15 protein-coding genes are annotated in these 16255 nt (G+C 67.1%); 2 read left to right on the top strand and 13 right to left on the bottom strand.

The genetic code is table 11. The features are described from left to right. Positions 1-2: 2 nt before the first annotated feature. From ACE3UA_RS14180 to ACE3UA_RS14160, 5 genes are read right to left on the bottom strand one after another with little or no spacing between them, the layout of a single operon-like run. Positions 3-1400: an NAD(P)/FAD-dependent oxidoreductase gene (locus ACE3UA_RS14180; RefSeq protein WP_374646202.1), complete on the bottom strand. Its 1398-nt coding sequence runs from the start codon at positions 1398-1400 to the stop codon at positions 3-5. Further along, positions 1397-2518, bottom strand: coding sequence for an ABC transporter ATP-binding protein (locus ACE3UA_RS14175; RefSeq protein ID WP_374646200.1), 1122 nt, complete (start codon positions 2516-2518; stop codon positions 1397-1399). Before ACE3UA_RS14175 ends, ACE3UA_RS14180 begins: the two co-directional genes overlap by 4 nt. Positions 2519-2520: 2 nt before the next feature. Beyond that, positions 2521-3306 carry an ABC transporter permease gene (locus ACE3UA_RS14170; RefSeq protein ID WP_374646198.1) on the bottom strand — a complete coding sequence of 262 codons (786 nt, stop codon included), beginning with the start codon at positions 3304-3306 and terminating at the stop codon, positions 2521-2523. Next, positions 3303-4136, bottom strand: a complete 834-nt coding sequence (locus tag ACE3UA_RS14165) for an ABC transporter permease (RefSeq protein WP_374646196.1) — start codon at positions 4134-4136, stop codon at positions 3303-3305. Before ACE3UA_RS14165 ends, ACE3UA_RS14170 begins: the two co-directional genes overlap by 4 nt. 54 nt (positions 4137-4190) lie before the next feature. After that, the gene (locus ACE3UA_RS14160; RefSeq protein WP_374646194.1) at positions 4191-5264 is read right to left on the bottom strand and encodes an extracellular solute-binding protein; all 1074 of its coding nucleotides are present in this window, start codon (positions 5262-5264) and stop codon (positions 4191-4193) included. Positions 5265-5467: 203 nt separating this feature from the next. On the opposite strand from ACE3UA_RS14160, the gene ACE3UA_RS14155 reads away from it, so the two are divergent. After that, complete coding sequence (locus tag ACE3UA_RS14155; RefSeq protein ID WP_374646192.1) at positions 5468-6076, top strand: helix-turn-helix domain-containing protein; 609 nt, start codon at positions 5468-5470, stop codon at positions 6074-6076. A 2-nt stretch (positions 6077-6078) separates the two neighbouring features. On the opposite strand, the gene ACE3UA_RS14150 is transcribed toward ACE3UA_RS14155, so the two are convergent. The 8 genes from ACE3UA_RS14150 to ACE3UA_RS14115 are packed head-to-tail and all read right to left on the bottom strand — an operon-like array spanning position 6079 to position 15120. Beyond that, entirely contained in the window at positions 6079-6975 is an 897-nt protein-coding gene (locus ACE3UA_RS14150; RefSeq protein WP_374646190.1) for an FAD:protein FMN transferase, read from the bottom strand. A gap of 1 nt (position 6976) precedes the next feature. Beyond that, a complete protein-coding gene (locus ACE3UA_RS14145) occupies positions 6977-7531 on the bottom strand; it encodes a nitrous oxide reductase accessory protein NosL (RefSeq protein ID WP_374646188.1) in 555 nt (184 codons plus the stop codon). Continuing rightward, positions 7528-8349 carry an ABC transporter permease gene (locus ACE3UA_RS14140; RefSeq protein WP_374646186.1) on the bottom strand — a complete coding sequence of 274 codons (822 nt, stop codon included), beginning with the start codon at positions 8347-8349 and terminating at the stop codon, positions 7528-7530. The genes ACE3UA_RS14145 and ACE3UA_RS14140 overlap by 4 nt, the downstream gene beginning before the upstream one ends. After that, entirely contained in the window at positions 8346-9242 is an 897-nt protein-coding gene (locus tag ACE3UA_RS14135; RefSeq protein ID WP_374646184.1) for an ABC transporter ATP-binding protein, read from the bottom strand. The genes ACE3UA_RS14140 and ACE3UA_RS14135 overlap by 4 nt, the downstream gene beginning before the upstream one ends. Continuing rightward, positions 9208-10536, bottom strand: a complete 1329-nt coding sequence (locus ACE3UA_RS14130) for a nitrous oxide reductase family maturation protein NosD (protein WP_374646182.1) — start codon at positions 10534-10536, stop codon at positions 9208-9210. The genes ACE3UA_RS14135 and ACE3UA_RS14130 overlap by 35 nt, the downstream gene beginning before the upstream one ends. Positions 10537-10540: 4 nt before the next feature. Beyond that, positions 10541-12505, bottom strand: a complete 1965-nt coding sequence (gene nosZ / locus ACE3UA_RS14125; protein WP_374646180.1) for a TAT-dependent nitrous-oxide reductase — start codon at positions 12503-12505, stop codon at positions 10541-10543. A gap of 12 nt (positions 12506-12517) precedes the next feature. Next, entirely contained in the window at positions 12518-14701 is a 2184-nt protein-coding gene (locus ACE3UA_RS14120; protein ID WP_374646178.1) for a 4Fe-4S binding protein, read from the bottom strand. Continuing rightward, positions 14698-15120 carry a hypothetical protein gene (locus ACE3UA_RS14115; protein WP_374646176.1) on the bottom strand — a complete coding sequence of 141 codons (423 nt, stop codon included), beginning with the start codon at positions 15118-15120 and terminating at the stop codon, positions 14698-14700. The genes ACE3UA_RS14120 and ACE3UA_RS14115 overlap by 4 nt, the downstream gene beginning before the upstream one ends. Positions 15121-15322: 202 nt before the next feature. On the opposite strand from ACE3UA_RS14115, the gene ACE3UA_RS14110 reads away from it, so the two are divergent. Next, positions 15323-16102: a cyclic nucleotide-binding domain-containing protein gene (locus tag ACE3UA_RS14110; protein ID WP_374646174.1), complete on the top strand. Its 780-nt coding sequence runs from the start codon at positions 15323-15325 to the stop codon at positions 16100-16102. Positions 16103-16255 lie beyond the last annotated feature (153 nt).

Genomic DNA, 16255 nt, shown 5'->3' with positions numbered 1-16255 from the left:
TTTCAACGTCCGGTAAGCTTGTTGGCCAGCTTGGCCAGGGCCGAGGTCCGCACGCCGCCGGACCGGGCCTCTTGCGCGTCGGCGCGGTAGTAAAGCTGGTACATGCCGTGCACGCCCAGCCAGCGGAAGGGCTCGGGTTCCCATTCGCGGACCTTGCGGTTCACCCAGGGCAGGGTGACAAGCCCGGTATCGCGGCCAAGGATCAGGTCGGCCAGCGTCTGCCCCGAAAGGTTCGAGGTCGAGACACCCAGCCCGACATAGCCGCCGGCCCAGGCCATGCCCGACTTCCGGTCAAAGCCCACGCTGGCGCACCAGTCGCGCGGCACGCCGAGGACGCCGCACCAGCCATGCGAAAGCTTCAGGTCGGCGGCCTCGGGCAACAGGCGGCGCAGGATGCCCTGCAGCTTGTCGATGGTCGCGTCCTGGGTCTGGCCGCGCAGGTCGGTCTTGCTGCCGAAGCGGTAGGGCACCCCACGCCCGCCCATGGCGATGCGGTTGTCGGCCGTGCGCTGCGCGTAGGAATAGGTGTGCGAGGCGTCGCCCAGAAGCTCATACCCGTTCCAGCCGATCTGCTGCCAGACGGTTTCCGGCACCGGCTCGGTCACCACGATGGCGCTGTTCAGCGGCAGGATCTTGCGCGACTGGCCGGGCAGGCCGGGGGTGAAGCCCTCGGTCGCGCGGACGATCACCGGGGCGGTCACCGTGCCGCGGTCGGTATGGACGCGGCCCTTCTCCATCCCGGTGACGGTGGTCTGTTCCCAGATCTGCACTCCCAGACGCTCTACCGCGGCGGCAAGGCCCCGGGCCAGCTTGGCGGGCTGGACCCTGGCCACGCCATGGGTGACCAGCGCGCCCATGGCGTCCTTGACCTTGATCCGGGCGCGCATCTCCTCGCCGCCGATCATCTCGATCCGGGTCTTCGGCGTGCCCCAGGCGATCTCCTCCTCATAGGTCTCGCGCATCCGCTGCAACTGCGCCGGGGTGCAGGCGACGGTCAGGCCGTCCGTCGGCAGGATGTCGGCGGCGATGCCCTGCTCCTCGGCGACGCGCATCACCTCGGCCACGGTGCCGCGCAGGGCGTGGCCCATGGCGATCACGCCCTCGCGCGTGCCGCCCCCGGCCAGGTATTTCTCGCGGCTCCAGCTGAAGCCGCCGGTCAGCCAGCCGCCGTTGCGGCCCGAGGCACCGAAGCCCGCGAACTCGCGCTCGACCACGGCGACGGAAAGGTCGGGTTGCAGGGTCTTGAGGTACCAGGCGGTCCAGAGGCCGGTATAGCCCGCGCCGATGATGCAGACGTCCACGCTGCGGTCGCCCGGCAGCGGCGGGCGATAGCCGGGCGTGCCGCCCATCTGGGCATACCAGAACGAGACATCCCCGTTGCGTGCGACGGTCGCGTTCATTTGTCCTCTCCCGATTGGGCCGCGAGGCTGCTGCCGTCATCGGCCAGCAGGCGGGCATCCTGTTTCTGCCAGGCGACCTCGACCGGGTCGCCAAGGGCGAAATGGTCTTCCGCAAGTGTCATGCGGACGATGCCGCGGGTGCCGTCGGCCAGCGTCACCTCGTATTTCACGCCCGAGCCGAGATAGATCGCCTCGGTCACGCGGGCGGGAAGCGTGTTGGCCCCCGCCGCCGCGCCGGTGCCGGGGCGGTTGAGGGTGATCCGCTCGGGCCGCAAAAGCAGGGCCTGCGGACCGCTGCCCGCCGGACGTCCGGGGACGGCGACCCATTGCTCGCCCACCTTGATCGCCGTCTCGTCCCCCCGTGTCTCATGCATGCCCGCCAGCACGGTGGATTCGCCGATGAAGCGGCCGACGAACAGCGTCTCGGGGCGTTCGTAAAGGTCGCGGCCCGAGCCGACCTGCTCGATCCTTCCCTTGTTGAACACGGCGATCCGGTCGGACAGCGCCAGCGCCTCCTCCTGGTCGTGGGTGACGTAGACGAAGGTCGTCCCCAGCTCGCGGTGGATGCGTTTGATCTCCAGCTGCAGCCATTCGCGCAGCTTCTTGTCCAGCGCGCCCAGCGGCTCGTCCATCAACAGGAGCGGCGGGTCGAAGACCATGGCGCGGGCCAGTGCCACGCGCTGCTGCTGGCCGCCCGAAAGCTCGGCCGGGTAGCGGTGGGCGAAGTCGGTCAGATGCACCATCGCCAGCGCCGCCGCCACGCGCCGGACGCGGTCGGCCTTGGGCAGCTTGCGCAGCTTCAGCGGGTATTCGACGTTCCCGGCCACCGTCATGTGCGGGAACAGCGCGTAATGCTGGAACACCACGCCCACGTTGCGCTTGTGCGCGGGCAGGTTGCCGACCGATCGATCACCGATCAGGATCTCGCCCGCCGTCAGGTCGGTGAAACCGGCGATCACGTTCAGCGTCGTCGTCTTGCCCGAGCCGGAGGGGCCGAGGAAGGTCATGAACTGGCCCGCCTCGATCCGCAGGCTGACATTGTCGAGCGCGGTGAAAGTCCCGTAGGTCTTGGTGACGTCGCGGATGTCGACTGCGGCGCCGCGTTGTTTTGCATCCATGTTCAGGAGCGTCTCCGTCTTGTGCCAAGCCAGAGCCCGACAGCGATGGTGAACGAGGTCAGCACGAAGATCAGCGTCCCCACCGCGGCGACCGTGGGATCGGAATCGCGGGTCATGCTGGCGAAGATCTGCACCGGCAGGGTCTTCAGCGTCGGGCTGTTGATGAAGAGGGCCACGATCACCTCGTCGAACGAGGTGACGAAGGCGAAGAGAAGACCCGACAGGATGCCGGGGGCGATCAGCGGCAGGGTCACCGTGAAGAAGGTGGTGATGCGCGAGGCGCCAAGGCTGGCCGCAGCCGTCTCGAGCCGGGTGTCGAAGACGGCCAGGCTGGCCCCGACGGCGATGATCACGAAGGGGATCGCCAGCATCGAATGGGCCAGCACATAGCCCACCAGCGTGCCGACCATCTGGTGGTCCAGGTAGACGGCATAAATGCCGATCGCCAGCACCACGCCGGGCACGATCATCGGCGTGATCAGGATGGCGCGCAGGATGCCCCCTGCCCCGGCCTTCATCCTGGCCAGGCCGATGGCGGCCAGCGTGCCGATCACCGTCGCGACCACCGCGACGATGGCCGCGATCTTCAGCGAGCTGACGATGCTGCCCGACCAGTCCGGGCTGTTCAGGATGTTGGCATACCATTGCAGCGAAAAGCCGTCGGGCGGGAAGGCCAGCGACTTCTTCTCGGCAAACGAGATCGGCACGATCACCAGCGTCGGCGCGACCAGCCAGAGGGCCACTCCGGCGCAGAAGATCCAGATCAGGATGCGTTGCAGGCGGGTCACTTGCTGCCTCCCGAGATCTGGTAGCGCCGGCGGGTGAAGCGGGCGGCGATTGCCAGCAGCACCAGAGTCGAGGCGAGGAGGATCACCCCCATGGCGCCGCCCTTGCCCCAGTTCAGCTGTTGCAGCACCTGCTGCTGGGCCAGCGTCGACAGCATGGTGGCCCGCGGCCCGCCCAGAAGCGCGGGCGTGATGTAGAAGCCGAGGCCCAGGATGAAGACGATCACCGCGCCGCCGAAGACCCCCGGCAGCGAAAGCGGCAGATAGACCTGGAGGAAGGCCAGCACCGGCCGCGCCCCAAGGCTGCGCGCCGCCTGCACAAGGCGCAGGTCGATGCCGCGCATCACGGCGTAAAGCGGCATGATCATGAAGGGCAGAAGCACCTGGGTCATGCCGATCACGACTCCGGTCTGGGTGCGGATCAGCCGCACCTTCTCGAAGCCCAACGCCATGATCACCTTGTTGATGACGCCCGAGTCCTGCAGCAGGATGACCCAGGCCAGCGTCCGCACCACGCCCGAGACCCAGAAGGGCACCAGCACGCAAAGGATCAGCAGCAGCCGCAGGTTCGGCCCCACCGCCGTCATCAGCCAGGCGTAGGGATAGCCCAGCACGAGGCACAGGACGGTAACCCAGCCGGCGACCTCGAAGGTGCGCCAGAACACGGTCATGTTCACCGGACGACTGAAGAACCAGGTATAGTTGCCAAGGCCCGGCTCAGGGTCGGTGAAGCTGCGGATCACCACCTGGAGAAGCGGATAGCCCAGCGCGACCACAAGCAGCAGGATCGCGGGCAGAACCAGCCAGGCCGGGTGGCGGAAAAGCTTGGGCATCGCGGCACCTTCGGAGGGAAGGACGGGGCCGCCTGCGCAGCCCCGCCGAAGGGATCAGTTCCCGGCGATGAACTCGCCCCATTTGGTCTCGACCTCGTCGTAGTTCTCGATCCAGTAGGGAATGTCCTGCTGATAGCCCATCGCGACCTTTTCGGGCGTGTTGGTCAGCCATTTCTGCAGGAGTTCGTCCACCTGCGGCTGCGCGTCCTTGTGGATTGGCGAGTAGGAGGTCTGCTCGGTCATGATCTCCTGCGCGCGCTTGCCGATGGCGGCGTTGATCAGCGCATAGGAGGCGTCGGGGTCCTTGACGCCAACCGGGATCGTCAGCTGGTCCATGACGACGATCCAGTCCTGCCAGACCGGCTCATATTCCGCCCCGTTCTTCTGGGCGGCCATGGCGCGGCCCGACCAGGCGATGACCATGTCGGCCTCGCCCGATTCCATCATCTGCTGCGATTCAGCGCCGGTCTTCCAGAAGATCAGATCTTCGCCCAGACTCCGGAACTTGTTCAGGGCGCGGTCGACGTCGGCCGGGAAAAGCTGGTCCTTCGGCACGCCGTCGGCCAGAAGCGCGATCTCGACCAGCGTCGTGTCGGGCTCGGAATCGCCGGGCATCGCGCGGGTGCCGGGGAAGTTCTCGGTGTCGAAGAAATCGGCCCAGCCCTTCGGCGGGTTGTCGCCATAGGTGGATTTCTTGTACATCAGCACGGTGCCGTAGTTCATCGCCGGAACCGAACATTCGCCGACCTGGCCCTCGGGGATGTTCGAGGTGTCGATCTTCGACAGGTCCAGCTTCTGGAACAGCGTCCCGCAATAGACATAGGGCGTAAGCGTGCCGGTATCGACCACATCCCACTGCACGTCGCCCGATTCGACCTGGGCCTGGATCTTGGCAACCTCGGTCGGTCCGTCCGAGAGCAGGGTGACGCCCGACTTGGTGACGAAATCCTGCAGCGAGGCGATCTGGCCGTCCTGGTAGATCCCGCCGTAGGAGACGAAGGTCAGCGTCTTGCCGGCCAGCGAACCCTCGGCCACCTCGCCGGCGACCGGCGCGTCCTGGGCCTGGGCCGCAAGGCCAAGCGTCATCATGAGGCCGGCTTGCAGCGCGACCATGGCAGTCCGTTTCATCAGCATCCTCCGTTGGTTGTCCTGCGCCCTTCTGGGTGCCATCGTTCGTTCCTGCGTCCGCCCGGTCCTGCGCCGGAATCGGCACCAGGGTCGAGGTAACTTTACATAGCGTAAAGAAGTGCTGTACACAAATCAAGCGCGCGTCGCGCCGGGATGCGAACGTGTCGCGCCCCGGCCCGGAACGGAACGGAACGGAGTTGACGATGGCGGAGACAGTCATGCCTGCCGGGGAAGAGCCGGCCACGCCCGAGCTGGACATCCTGGCGCGCCGGGTGAAGCGGTTCCGTCAGGCCCGGCGGCTGTCGCTGCGCCAGCTGGGCGAGTTGTCGGGGACCACCGCCTCGTTCCTCAGCCAGTTGGAGCGCGGGGCGACGGGGGCCACGACCTCGACCCTGATGCGGATCGCCAATGCGCTGGATATCTCGATCGCGGACCTGTTCGACGACCGGCCCCGCTCGACCCACCGCGTCCTGCGCAAGGCCGAGCGTCCCTCGTGGCCCGAGGCGGCGGGCTATCGCAAGACGCTGCTCTCGCAGCGCCCGATCCAGGATTTCGAGGTCTTTGTCGGCGAGTTCGACGTCGGCGGCTCGACCGGGCCCGAGCAATACACCCATGGCGACAGCCATGAGATGCTGCTGGTCATCGCGGGCGAGATCGAGCTGTATCTGGCGGACGAGATCCACCCGATGTCCGAGGGGGACTGCATCGAATATTCCTCCTCCACGCCGCACCGGACGGTGAACCGGGGCGCGAGTGTCGCCATCGTGCAATGGATCATCTCGCCGCCCACCGGCTCGGTCGCGAAGGCCTGAGGTCAGGCGGGCCGGGCGGACTCGACCCTGGCCCCCGGGAAACTGGCGCAAAGCCCGTCGATCGCCGCGCGGCTGTCCATCAGGCAGGCCGAGGTCGAAAGCGCATCGGCCAACGCGGCCGAAGGGGCCGAGATCGAGACCGATTGCCAGGCCGAGCACAGGGGACGGCCGGTCCGGGGGTCGAGGATATGGCTTGTCACCCCATCGCCGCCGAAGGTCATGCCCAGCGGGGCCGAGGTCGCCAGCGCCCGGTCCCGCAGGGTGATCCCGCCGCCCGAGGCCAGCTTCACCGGCCAGTCGCCCTCGGGCAGGGCGCGCATCTCGCCGGTGTCGATCAGGGCGCGGGTCAGGCCGTGGCTTTCCAGAAGCGCCGCCACCCGGTCGGCGATGAAGCCCTGGGCGATGCCGTTCAGTGTCAGCGCCATGCCAGGACGCAGGATGATCGCCTCAGGCGCAAGGGTCACGCCCTCCCAGCCGATCAGCGCGCGAACCTGCGCCCGCTCGGCCTCGGTCAGGGGGGTGCCTTGGGTCAGCGTCCCGGCCTCGGCCAGCCAGAGCGGCTGGACCGTGGGGTCGAAGCTGCCGCCGCTGGCACGATGCACAGAGGCGGCGAGGGTGAGGCAGTCCAGCAGTTCGAACGGCGGGGTATCGAGCCGGGCCTCGCGGTTCAGCCGGACCAGCGAGGATTCGGGCTGATACAGCGAGAACACCTGCTCCAGCCGCCGGATCTCCTCCATCGCGAGGACGGCAAGGCGCGGGGCCTCGGGGTGCTGCAGGCGCAGCGTCACGGTCGCGCCCAGCGCGATGCCGGTCTCGACGTGCGGGTCGGGGCTGCGTCCCAGCGCCATGGTGGGCGCGAGAGCGGCGGAAATCGCGATGAAGCGGCGGCGGGTCAGCATGTCAGCCTCCAGTCTTGTCGGAGAGCGCCTTGAGGCGGCGGGAATAGTCGTCGTCACCGCCGACCTCGGGTATCGGGGCGATCACGGCACTGTCGGGGATATCCTTCAGGCCCATCACATTGCCACCATGTTCTGCGGCAAAGGCCTGGGCATCGGCAAGTTCGGCAAAGGGCGCGATCTCGGGCGCGCCCATGCCGCCGGGAAGATCGCCGCCCACGACATAATGCGCGGTGGTGGCATCGATCCAGTTCGCGGCGCCCGGCTCCTGCCAGGTCGCACCCTCGGCGCCCATGTCGCTGACATAGATGGCGAGAACCTTGTGCGTCTGCTCGGGCAGGCGGAGATAGGCTACGGTGTCACTCACCTGGCTGAAGAACAGCGGTGCGCCGGGCAGGCCCTCGAGATGCACCTGCCCCTTCGGCCCCTCATGCTCCAGCAGGTTCATCTGGCAGAAATGGCCGATGGTCTCGGGCGTCAGGGCGAGCGGATCGGTGTTCTGGGCCACCTCGTCCTGACAGGCGGCAAGGGCAAGGACGAACAGCAGGGCGCGTTTCATGGCGTGACCTTTCGGAAGGCGGCAGCGGCCAGGGCAAGGGCGGCAAACGGCCAGATAAGGACCGAGGACAGCGATTGCCAGAGCGGGATGGCATCCGCCGCCCCGCCCACCCCGGCCGCGGCAGCGGTGGCGCCGGAAGCGGTGAGGTTGAACAGGCGGAAGGCGTCGGCCGGGTTGGCGAGAAGCGCGATGGGAAAGGCATCGGTGGTGAACCAGCCGCCATTGTCCGCGACGATGGCCGAGAGGAGCGCGAGGTCGTAAAGGACGACAAGCCCCAGCCAGAGGCCGATCGCCAGCCCGGCCGCACCGGAGGGACGGCGCGAGAGCGCGGACAGCGCATAGCCCGCGCCAAGGAAGGTCGCGCCAAGCAGGACCGAGGACCAGGAGAGGCGGAACAGCGCGGGCAGGCCGGCAAGGGCGTTCTCGTCGGTGGCGATCGCCACCCCGGCGGCAAGGCCGTGGCCAAGCAGGACGGCCAGCGTCAGGATCGCCAGATGGGCGACCAGCTTGCCGAGCAGGATTTCCTCGCGCGCGATGGGATAGGCGAGGAGCAGCGACAGGGTGCCGCGCTCGGATTCGCCGGCGATGGCGTCGAAGCTCATCAACAGGGCGAGAAGCGGGATCAGGTAGACCGACAGCGAGGTCAGCGAGGCGACCGTGACCGACAGCCGGTCCACCCCCAGCCCGCCGGTGGGGGCCGATCCGGCCAGCGACAGGACCAGCGAAAACACCGCCATCAGCACCAGCGCGATGGCGACCCAGCGGTTGCGAAGGGCGATGCGGAACTCGGTCCCGGCGGTTGAGAGGATCCGGTTCATTGCGCGCCCTGCTGGCTGAAATGGGAATAGAGGTCTTCCAGGCTGGGCGGCAGGACCTCGAGGTCCGCCACCTTGTCGCCCAGCCCGGCGATGCGGCCCAGCGTCTGGAGCTTTTCGGTCTGCGCGCAGGTCAGGTGCAGCGCACCATCCACCAGGATCGCGCCCGGCAGCGCGCGGGCGATGTCGGGGGCATAGCCGTTGCGGGCGGTGACATGCATCGTCACCGGCAGGTCGGCCCGGCGGCGCAGGTCGGACAGCGTGCCCTCGGCCACGAGTCGGCCACGCGACAGGATCAGGATGCGGTCGGTCCGCGCCTCGACTTCCGTCAGGGCGTGCGAGGACAGCAGGATCGACGCCCCCTGCGCGGCAAGGTCGTCGAGAAGCGCATAGAACTCGCGCCGGGAAACGGGGTCGAGGCCCGAGGTCGGCTCGTCCAGCACCAGGAGGCGCGGATTGCCGATCAGCGCCTGGGCAAGGCCGACACGCTGGCGCATCCCCTTGGAATAGGTGCCGATCCGGCGGCGGGCGGCCTGGCCCAGGCCCACCTTCTCCAGCAGGCCCATGGCCAGCGACGGGCTTTCGCCGCGCAGGGAAAGGTAATGGCGGATCTGTTCCTCGCCGGTCAGGGCGGGATGGAAGGCCACGTTCTCCGGCAGATAGGCCACGGCGCGGCGCGCGGCAGGCGAGCCGGGGGCCGCGTCGCAGATCGTGACCTCGCCGCCCGTGGCGGGGATCAGGCCGAGGATGATCTTCATCAGCGTCGACTTGCCCGCGCCGTTGTGGCCCAGGAGCGCCACCCGCTCGCCCGGGGCGACGGTCAGGCTGACTCCGCCAAGCGCGGCAAGGTCGCCGAACCGCTTAGTGAGTGCCGAGATCTTCAAGGTCGATGTCATCGTAACTGCCTTTTGCCCAGCGTCCGGCGACCTCTGCCTCCATGGCGGCGATGTCGGCGGGAACCGGGATGGTAAGGGGTTGCATCAGCGGGTGGCTGTCGGTCACGCCGCCCGGCAGGATCGCCGGGAACGAGGACTGCGACCAGCGCACCAGTTGCACGGCGGGGGAGCCGGTCAGCAGCGCGGCGGCGGGTTGCGACCAGAGGATATGGTCCATCAGGTCGTTCGGGCGATAGACCCCGTCGGCGATGCCGTCGCCGTTCAGGTCGAAGGCGGGATGGTCGGACCAGTAGTTGCCGCGGCCCTCGAAGCTCCACTCCATGAAGCGGGTGCCGACGTATTTCACCTGCTCCTGGTTGGCGATGAAGGCGTTGCCGGTCAGCATGTTGCGCTCTGACCCCGCGGTGAAGTGGATGCCGATGCCGCAATCCTGGAAGCGGTTGTTCGCGATCAGGTTCTTATGGGCGTTGTAGATGAACAGGCACTTCTTCGTGCCGCCGCGCACCAGGTTGCCCGCCACGTCGGCGCTGTTGGCGAAGTTCAGCATCACCCCGTGCTCGCGGTCGCCGAGGGAAAGGTTGTCCTTCACCACGACCCGGTTCGAGAACATGATGGCAAAGCCCAGATGGTTGCCGATCGAGATGTTGCCCGACACTTCGCTGTCGTGGGTGTACATGTAGTGGACGGCGAAGCGCAGGTCGCGGAACAGGTTGTTGCGGTAGGTCCCGGTCTTCGATGCGTTCGAGAAGATGCCGTCACGGCCCCAGCGGACGGAGTTGTCCTCGATCACGGTGCCGGGGCTGTTCCAGATGTAGATGCCGTTGCCGCGCTCGTTCATGTGCGGATTCTTGCGGCCCTCGATGGTGTTGCCGCGCACCAGGCTGTCCAGCCCGCCATGCACGTCGACGCCATGCATGTTGTCGGTCAGCCGGTTGCCCTCGATCCGCGCGCGGTCGGCGCCCTTCAGGATCTTGATCCCGGCGTCGAGGTCCTGGTTCACCTTGCCCGAGCCGGTGACATGCAGCCCGGTCAGGACCACATCGTCGGCGTCGATGGTGACGACGGTCCCCTGCCCTTGCCCGTCGATGGTCGCCGTCCCGTCGCCTTGCAGCGTCAGGGTCCGGTCGATGGTGACGGGGCCAAGATAGGCCCCGCCGGATAGCATCAGCACATCGCCGGGAGCGGCCCCGGCGATGGCCTCGGCAAGCGTGCCCGTGCCCGGCGCGACATGCACCTCTGCCGCCTGAAGCGGCGTCGAAAGCAGGACGAGAAGGGCGGTCAGGCACGCGCGCATGGTCTTATGCCCCTGCGGGTTCCACGAACATCCGGCCGCGCATCTCCATGTGGAGGGCGTGGCAGAACCACTGGCAGTAGTACCAGTAGACCCCGGCATTCGCCGCGGTGAAGGTGACCGAGGACGTCGCCTGCGGCGCGATCTCCATCGCGACGCCGTGGTTGCCCATGGTGAAGCCGTGCGTCAGGTCGTCGATGTCGTCGAGGTTGGTGACGATCACCGTGACCTCGTCGCCCTCCTTGACCGTGAAGGACTCCAGGCTGAACGAGGGGGCCTGGCTGGTCATGTAGACGCGGACCTTCTTCGGATCGTCCTTGTCGCGGATGACCATGTCCTGCCAGTCGTCCAGGTTGACCCCGTCCGCCTCGGCCTGGGCGCGGGTCTCGGCCCACATCTTGTCCTGGCGGTCCCAGGTCGAGCGGATGTTGGTCATCTTCGACGCGGCGACGGCGATGGCGTCATGCGGCTCGGCGAAGTTCGGGCCGTCGTGAACGATGACCATCTTGTCGCCCGAGATGTCGATCAGCTGATCGTTCTCGGGTTTCAGCGGGCCCACGTTCAGGAAGCGGTCCTTCGAGAACTTGCAGAGGCAGACCAGCCAGTTGTTCTCGGCCTCCGAGGTCTCGCCCATCACGGTCTTCAGGTGGCCGGGCTGGTAGTGCACGTCCAGCTTGTCCTTGATCGGGTCGATCTGCTCGCCGGCATAGGCCTTGATCGCGTCCTCGATGTTCCACTTCACCACCTGGCTGTCCAGGAACAGCGAGGTATAGGCGTTGCCGCGGCCGTCGAAAGCGGTGTGCAGCGGGCCAAGGCCAAGCTCGGGTTCCGCCACAACGGCGCTGCGCAGGTCAACCTCGGCGGCGGGCTTCTCGAACAGGGCGTCGAACTTGGTCACGTCCAGCACGGTGACGGTGGGCGAAAGCTTGCCGGCAATGCAGAGGTGCTTCTTGTCCGGCGCCATGTTGCAGCCGTGCGGGTTGTTGGCGATCGGGATGTAGCGGGTGAAGTTGCTGCTGGCATCCTTGCGGCCGTCCAGCACGCGCACGCCGTTCAGCTCCTGCCCCTCGCCCGCCGCGACCGCCGCCTCGATGGCCGCGATATTGAAGACGACGACGTGGTCCATCTCGGCTGCGGTCATGTCGGCCAGCGTCATGCCCATTTCCGAGTTGTAGCTGGTCGAGAAGGCCCACTTGCCCTCATAGTCCGCGTCGCAGTTGTCCAGGTTGCCCGAGACCATCACCTGCCAGGCCGGCAACATGGCTTCGGCGTCGACCGCGGTGAAGATGTTCACATAGGTCGAGACGTCGGTCATCGTCGAGCCGTCGTTGACCAGCGGCGCCTCGTCCTCGCCGTTGCAGAAGAGGTACTTGGTCTCGGGGAACTTCTGCGGCCGCATCCCGTGGATCGCCTTGGCGTTCGGGATTTCCAGGATCGCGTCGGTCTTCATCACGTCGCAGCGTACCCGGGCGACGCGGGTGTTGGCCTTGTCGTTCATGAACAGGTACTTGCCGTCATACTTGCCGTCGGTGAACGACATGTGGACGTGGTGCAGGTCGCCGTTGTCGTGGATCTTCTTGCCGTTGGCTTCCAGCTGCTTCTTCGTCTTCTCGGTCATCGTGCGCTGGTGGATGCGGACCGATTCGTTGGTCGAGCCCCAGCCGGTGGCCGAGCAGCGGTTGAACACCGGCACCCGCATCAACTCGCGCATCGAGGGGATGCCGAGGATGCGCATCTCGCCGGTCTGGCCCGAGGACCAGAAGCCGTAATGCGTGTCCAGCTGGCCGGGCGCGATGTTGAAGCCCTCGCCAGCGGCCAGGGCCGCCGTGCTGCCCAGCGCCAATGCGCCGACGCCCGCGCCGGTGCCAAGCGCCAGACGCCCGCCACCGATCGCGCCCGCAAGCGCCGCACCGCCTGCGGTGGCCCCCAGAAGGCCGCGCCGCGTGATCCCCGAGATTGGTCGTTCAGACATGATCTGTCCCTTTCATTCTGCCGGTTGGGGTTTTGGTTGATTCGGATGCCCGGAGATGTTCCGGGCCGACGAAGCGGCGACAGCCTCGCGCCGCTTCAGTTTCTTGATGACCACCGGGCATTTGCTGGTGGACTGGTAGAGCACCTGGCAATGCAGGCAGTCGATGCACTCGTTCGGGTTGATCTCGCCCGTGGGGTGGATCGCCTGAACCGGGCATTCGTTGGCGCAGGTCTGGCAGGGGTTGCCGCATTCGCGGTACCGCTTCAGCCAGTCGAACATCCGTATCCGGGCCGGGATCGCCAAGGCCGCGCCCAGCGGGCAGAGATAGCGGCAGTAGAAGCGTTCGACGAACAGCCCCGCCGCCAGAAGCGCCAGCGCATAGGCGACGAAAGGCCAGGCGCGGACGAACTTCAGGATGATCGCGGTCTTGAACGGCTCGACCTCGGCCAGATGCTCGGCCTGCTCGATCGACATGAGGCTGACGCCGAACAGGCCGAGGAAGATCATGTATTTGACCGGCCACAGCCTTTCGTGCAGCCCCCAGGGCAGCGTCCATTGCGGGATGCGCAGCTTGCGGGCGATCTGGTTGGTCAGCTCCTGCAGCGCGCCGAAGGGGCACAGCCAGCCGCAATAGGCCCCCCGGCCCCAGAACAAGAGCGCCGCCGCGACCGCGAACCACAGGATGAAGGTCAGCGGGTCGAGGAGGAAGGCCTGCCAGCTGAAGCCCGTCATGAACGAGCCGAAGAGCGCCATCAGGTTGACGACCGAGAGCTGCGCATTGGCGTACCAGCCCAGGAAGACCAGGGTCACGGTCAGGAAGCCCATGCGGAACCAGTAGAACCGGCGCTCGGAGCGGGTGGCGAAACCCTGGAAGAAGAACGCCAGCGTCAGGACGGCCAGCATCGCGGCAGTGATCGCGATCTCGACCTGCTTGTCCCGCCAGATCCGCTTCCACAGCGCCTGGTGCGCGGCGCTTTCCTCTTGCGCGGCGACGGCTTCGGCCGCGCCGGGAACCGCGGCGGGCTCGGGCTGCGCGACGGGGCGCAGGTATTGCTGCGGCAGCTGGTAGCCAAGGTCGAAGGTGGTGAAGAGCTTTTCGATCGGCCCGACCTCGCGATGGACCAGAAGCTGGATGCGGAAGGGTTTCGTCGGGTCGAACCCCACGTCGGCGGGAATCTTGAACAGGTCCGCTTCGGTGAAATCCGGCGCGCCAGCCGCCTGCACCGCCACCAGACGCTTGTGCATCTTGTCGCGGAAGCGGACCGAGACGTCGTCCTGGATCAGCACGATCCGGTCGAAGATCCCGCCGCGCACATAGCCCGAACCCTTGAAGCTGTAGAGCCCCCGGCCCACCAGGACGATCGCGTTCTCGCCCGGTTGCAGCCAGGCGGCAAGGTTCGCGGCCTCGCCCTCGCCCAGGATCGCCTTGGCGACCGCGGGCTGGGTGACGAGGGCGGCCTGCATCTCGATGAAGGTGGTCTCGGGCGCCTCGGTCAGGGCGCGGGCGGTGGCGCGCTCGTCGCCAAGGGCGGCGAAGGCCTCGTTGACCTGGCCCACGTCCAGCGACAGGCGCCGCAGGGTGCCGTCGCCTTCCAGCGTCGTCCAGTCCGAGGCGGCCTTGGCCTCGGGGTTCAGCTCGAAACTGGGGCCGGTGGCTGCGGCGTCGGGCTTCAGCCCGCCCAGGCCCAAGGCACGCGCGACCTTCAGTCCGGCGCGCACGATCGAATCGTCGATGACCATGACCGTCACCGTCGCGCCCGAGATGATGTCGACATCATGCCCGGTGCCGCCCGATTGCGCCTCGGCCACCAGGTCGAGGCCGACATAGGCCTGCACCAGGGCGTCGATCTTCGCCTGGGGGATGCCGATCAGCACGATCGGCTCGGAATGCTTGACCAGCTTGAGGCCGGTGATCCGGGCGTCCTTGTCCACCACGACAAGCGTGTGGATCGGCTTGCCCGAGTAGCCGGTGGTCGAGACGAAATCCGAGGTGATGAAGGCCCAGCCCACCGTTTCGCCATCCTTCAGGACGGGTGCGACGGGGTGGGTGGCGTCCAGGGGACCGTAACCGTCAGCCTCGGGCACCAGCGTTTCGGCGGGAACTTCGGCCAGGTATTTGGTCAGGACGGGCTCGGCCAGGGCGGGAAGGCCGACAAGCGAGAAGAAGGCGACGAGCAGGAAGCGGAGCAGGGTCATAGGGCAATCCGATGCTTTGCCGTCGCGGCCGGGGGGCCGCGGGGCGCAGGGAACAGGTGCGGTGTCGGAACGGAATCCGTCGCCGGATGCAGCGTTGCCACCGCCGGGACGATCCGGGCGACAAAGGCAACGGGCTGGAGCGGTGGGTCAAGCAGGACCGCGCCTGCGGCCAGGCAATCGGGACAGGTACGGCAGTCCTCGGCGGGATCCACCGGGTTGCCGCTCTGGTCCAGCCAAACGGTCGCGACATTGCCATGGGCGCAGATCACGGTCATCGTCCCCGCCACCGCGACACGCGCCGCACCCGGGCCGGCCATGACCAGCGCGAGGGCGACGATTAGCCCGGTAAGAAAGGTGGACAGCCGTTGCATGTGGCCTCCATGGCTGGAAGTCGCCGCCGATTCCTTGACCAAGATCAAGTTAGTCTTTTTCCTCGGCATGACAACCGTGAGACGACTTCGGCAAATATCTGCAAGAAAAGGGGAAAGCAGCCGTATTGCACGGTTGCCCGAACCCGCGGTTGCGGAAATCCGCCGTGCTTTTCGGTATACTTCGGACCCCGATTTGATATTTGTCAGTTGTGCCCTTGCTCTGGCCGGAACTGGTAAGAGGTGACTTTTCGTGCGTGCCGAAGATTTCGACGAGGTCCGTCGCCTGCCGCTGTTTCGCAGCATGCGGCCCTCCTCGTTCGAGGCCGTGATGAAGGGCACCTATGCTCAGCGGTTTCCTCCCCGGCTGGAGCTGTTCCGCCAGGGCCAGGGCGCCGACTTCCTGCATGTGGTGCTCGAGGGTAGCGTCGAGCTGTTTGCCGATTGGCAGGGCGCCAGTACGACCATGGCGGTGGTGCGGCCCGTCGGGACCTTCATCCTTGCGGCCTGCATCCGCGACCTGCCCTATCTGATGTCGGCCCGGACACTCGAACAGACCCGCATCCTTCTTGTCCCCGCCCCCGGGATTCGCGCGATCTTCCGCGAGGATGCCGAGTTCGCGGTCTCGATCGTGGACGAGCTTGCCGAGGCTTTCCGCTCGATGGCGCGGCACGCGAAGAACCTCAAGCTGCGCAGCTCGCGCGAGCGGATCGCCGGCTACCTGCTGGAACAGTCCGAGCTTGCCGGACGCGCCGACCGTTTCGTGCTGCAGGTCGAAAAGCGGCTGGTTGCCTCCTATCTGGGAATGACCGCCGAAAATTTCTCGCGCGCGCTTCGATCGCTGGCGACGGATGGCGTCCAGATGAAGGGTCAGACGGTGACGATCACCGACCGCGCGGCACTGGTCCGGGCGTGCCCCAACGACATGCTGATCGACGGCCCCAATCCCGATGCGACCGGCGGCGGCCTGACGCTGCCCCGGCCGGAACTCCCGCGGGAATGGCGCAGGAGGGCCCGGCCGGGGCATGGCTGATGCCGGGGGGCAACATCGGCCAAACAGTTGCGTGACCGGGCTGAAACACGCTCGCGAAGGACTTGATTCGGCAGGCGAAAGCCTTTGATCATGGCAAGAGACTTCCGATGCATGCTGGAATGGCCGATCCGCACCCTGCGGCAACGGTCGGGC

The sequence above is a fragment of the Tabrizicola sp. genome (genome assembly GCF_041919135.1).
Lineage (GTDB): Bacteria > Pseudomonadota > Alphaproteobacteria > Rhodobacterales > Rhodobacteraceae > Tabrizicola.
The sequence above is the reverse complement of the archived record's forward strand: the minus strand, read 5'-3'. Positions and strand labels throughout refer to the sequence as shown.

What these genes read in the sequence shown, in the direction of transcription:
- ACE3UA_RS14180 (WP_374646202.1), bottom strand. Translation starts at nt 1,400, where the DNA reads ATGAACGCGACCGTCGCACGCAACGGGGATGTCTCGTTCTGGTATGCC.
- ACE3UA_RS14175 (WP_374646200.1), bottom strand. Translation starts at nt 2,518, where the DNA reads ATGGATGCAAAACAACGCGGCGCCGCAGTCGACATCCGCGACGTCACC.
- ACE3UA_RS14165 (WP_374646196.1), bottom strand. Translation starts at nt 4,136, where the DNA reads ATGCCCAAGCTTTTCCGCCACCCGGCCTGGCTGGTTCTGCCCGCGATC.
- ACE3UA_RS14160 (WP_374646194.1), bottom strand. Translation starts at nt 5,264, where the DNA reads ATGAAACGGACTGCCATGGTCGCGCTGCAAGCCGGCCTCATGATGACG.
- ACE3UA_RS14155 (WP_374646192.1), top strand. Translation starts at nt 5,468, where the DNA reads ATGGCGGAGACAGTCATGCCTGCCGGGGAAGAGCCGGCCACGCCCGAG.
- ACE3UA_RS14150 (WP_374646190.1), bottom strand. Translation starts at nt 6,975, where the DNA reads ATGCTGACCCGCCGCCGCTTCATCGCGATTTCCGCCGCTCTCGCGCCC.
- ACE3UA_RS14145 (WP_374646188.1), bottom strand. Translation starts at nt 7,531, where the DNA reads ATGAAACGCGCCCTGCTGTTCGTCCTTGCCCTTGCCGCCTGTCAGGAC.
- ACE3UA_RS14140 (WP_374646186.1), bottom strand. Translation starts at nt 8,349, where the DNA reads ATGAACCGGATCCTCTCAACCGCCGGGACCGAGTTCCGCATCGCCCTT.
- ACE3UA_RS14135 (WP_374646184.1), bottom strand. Translation starts at nt 9,242, where the DNA reads ATGACATCGACCTTGAAGATCTCGGCACTCACTAAGCGGTTCGGCGAC.
- ACE3UA_RS14130 (WP_374646182.1), bottom strand. Translation starts at nt 10,536, where the DNA reads ATGCGCGCGTGCCTGACCGCCCTTCTCGTCCTGCTTTCGACGCCGCTT.
- nosZ (WP_374646180.1), bottom strand. Translation starts at nt 12,505, where the DNA reads ATGTCTGAACGACCAATCTCGGGGATCACGCGGCGCGGCCTTCTGGGG.
- ACE3UA_RS14120 (WP_374646178.1), bottom strand. Translation starts at nt 14,701, where the DNA reads ATGACCCTGCTCCGCTTCCTGCTCGTCGCCTTCTTCTCGCTTGTCGGC.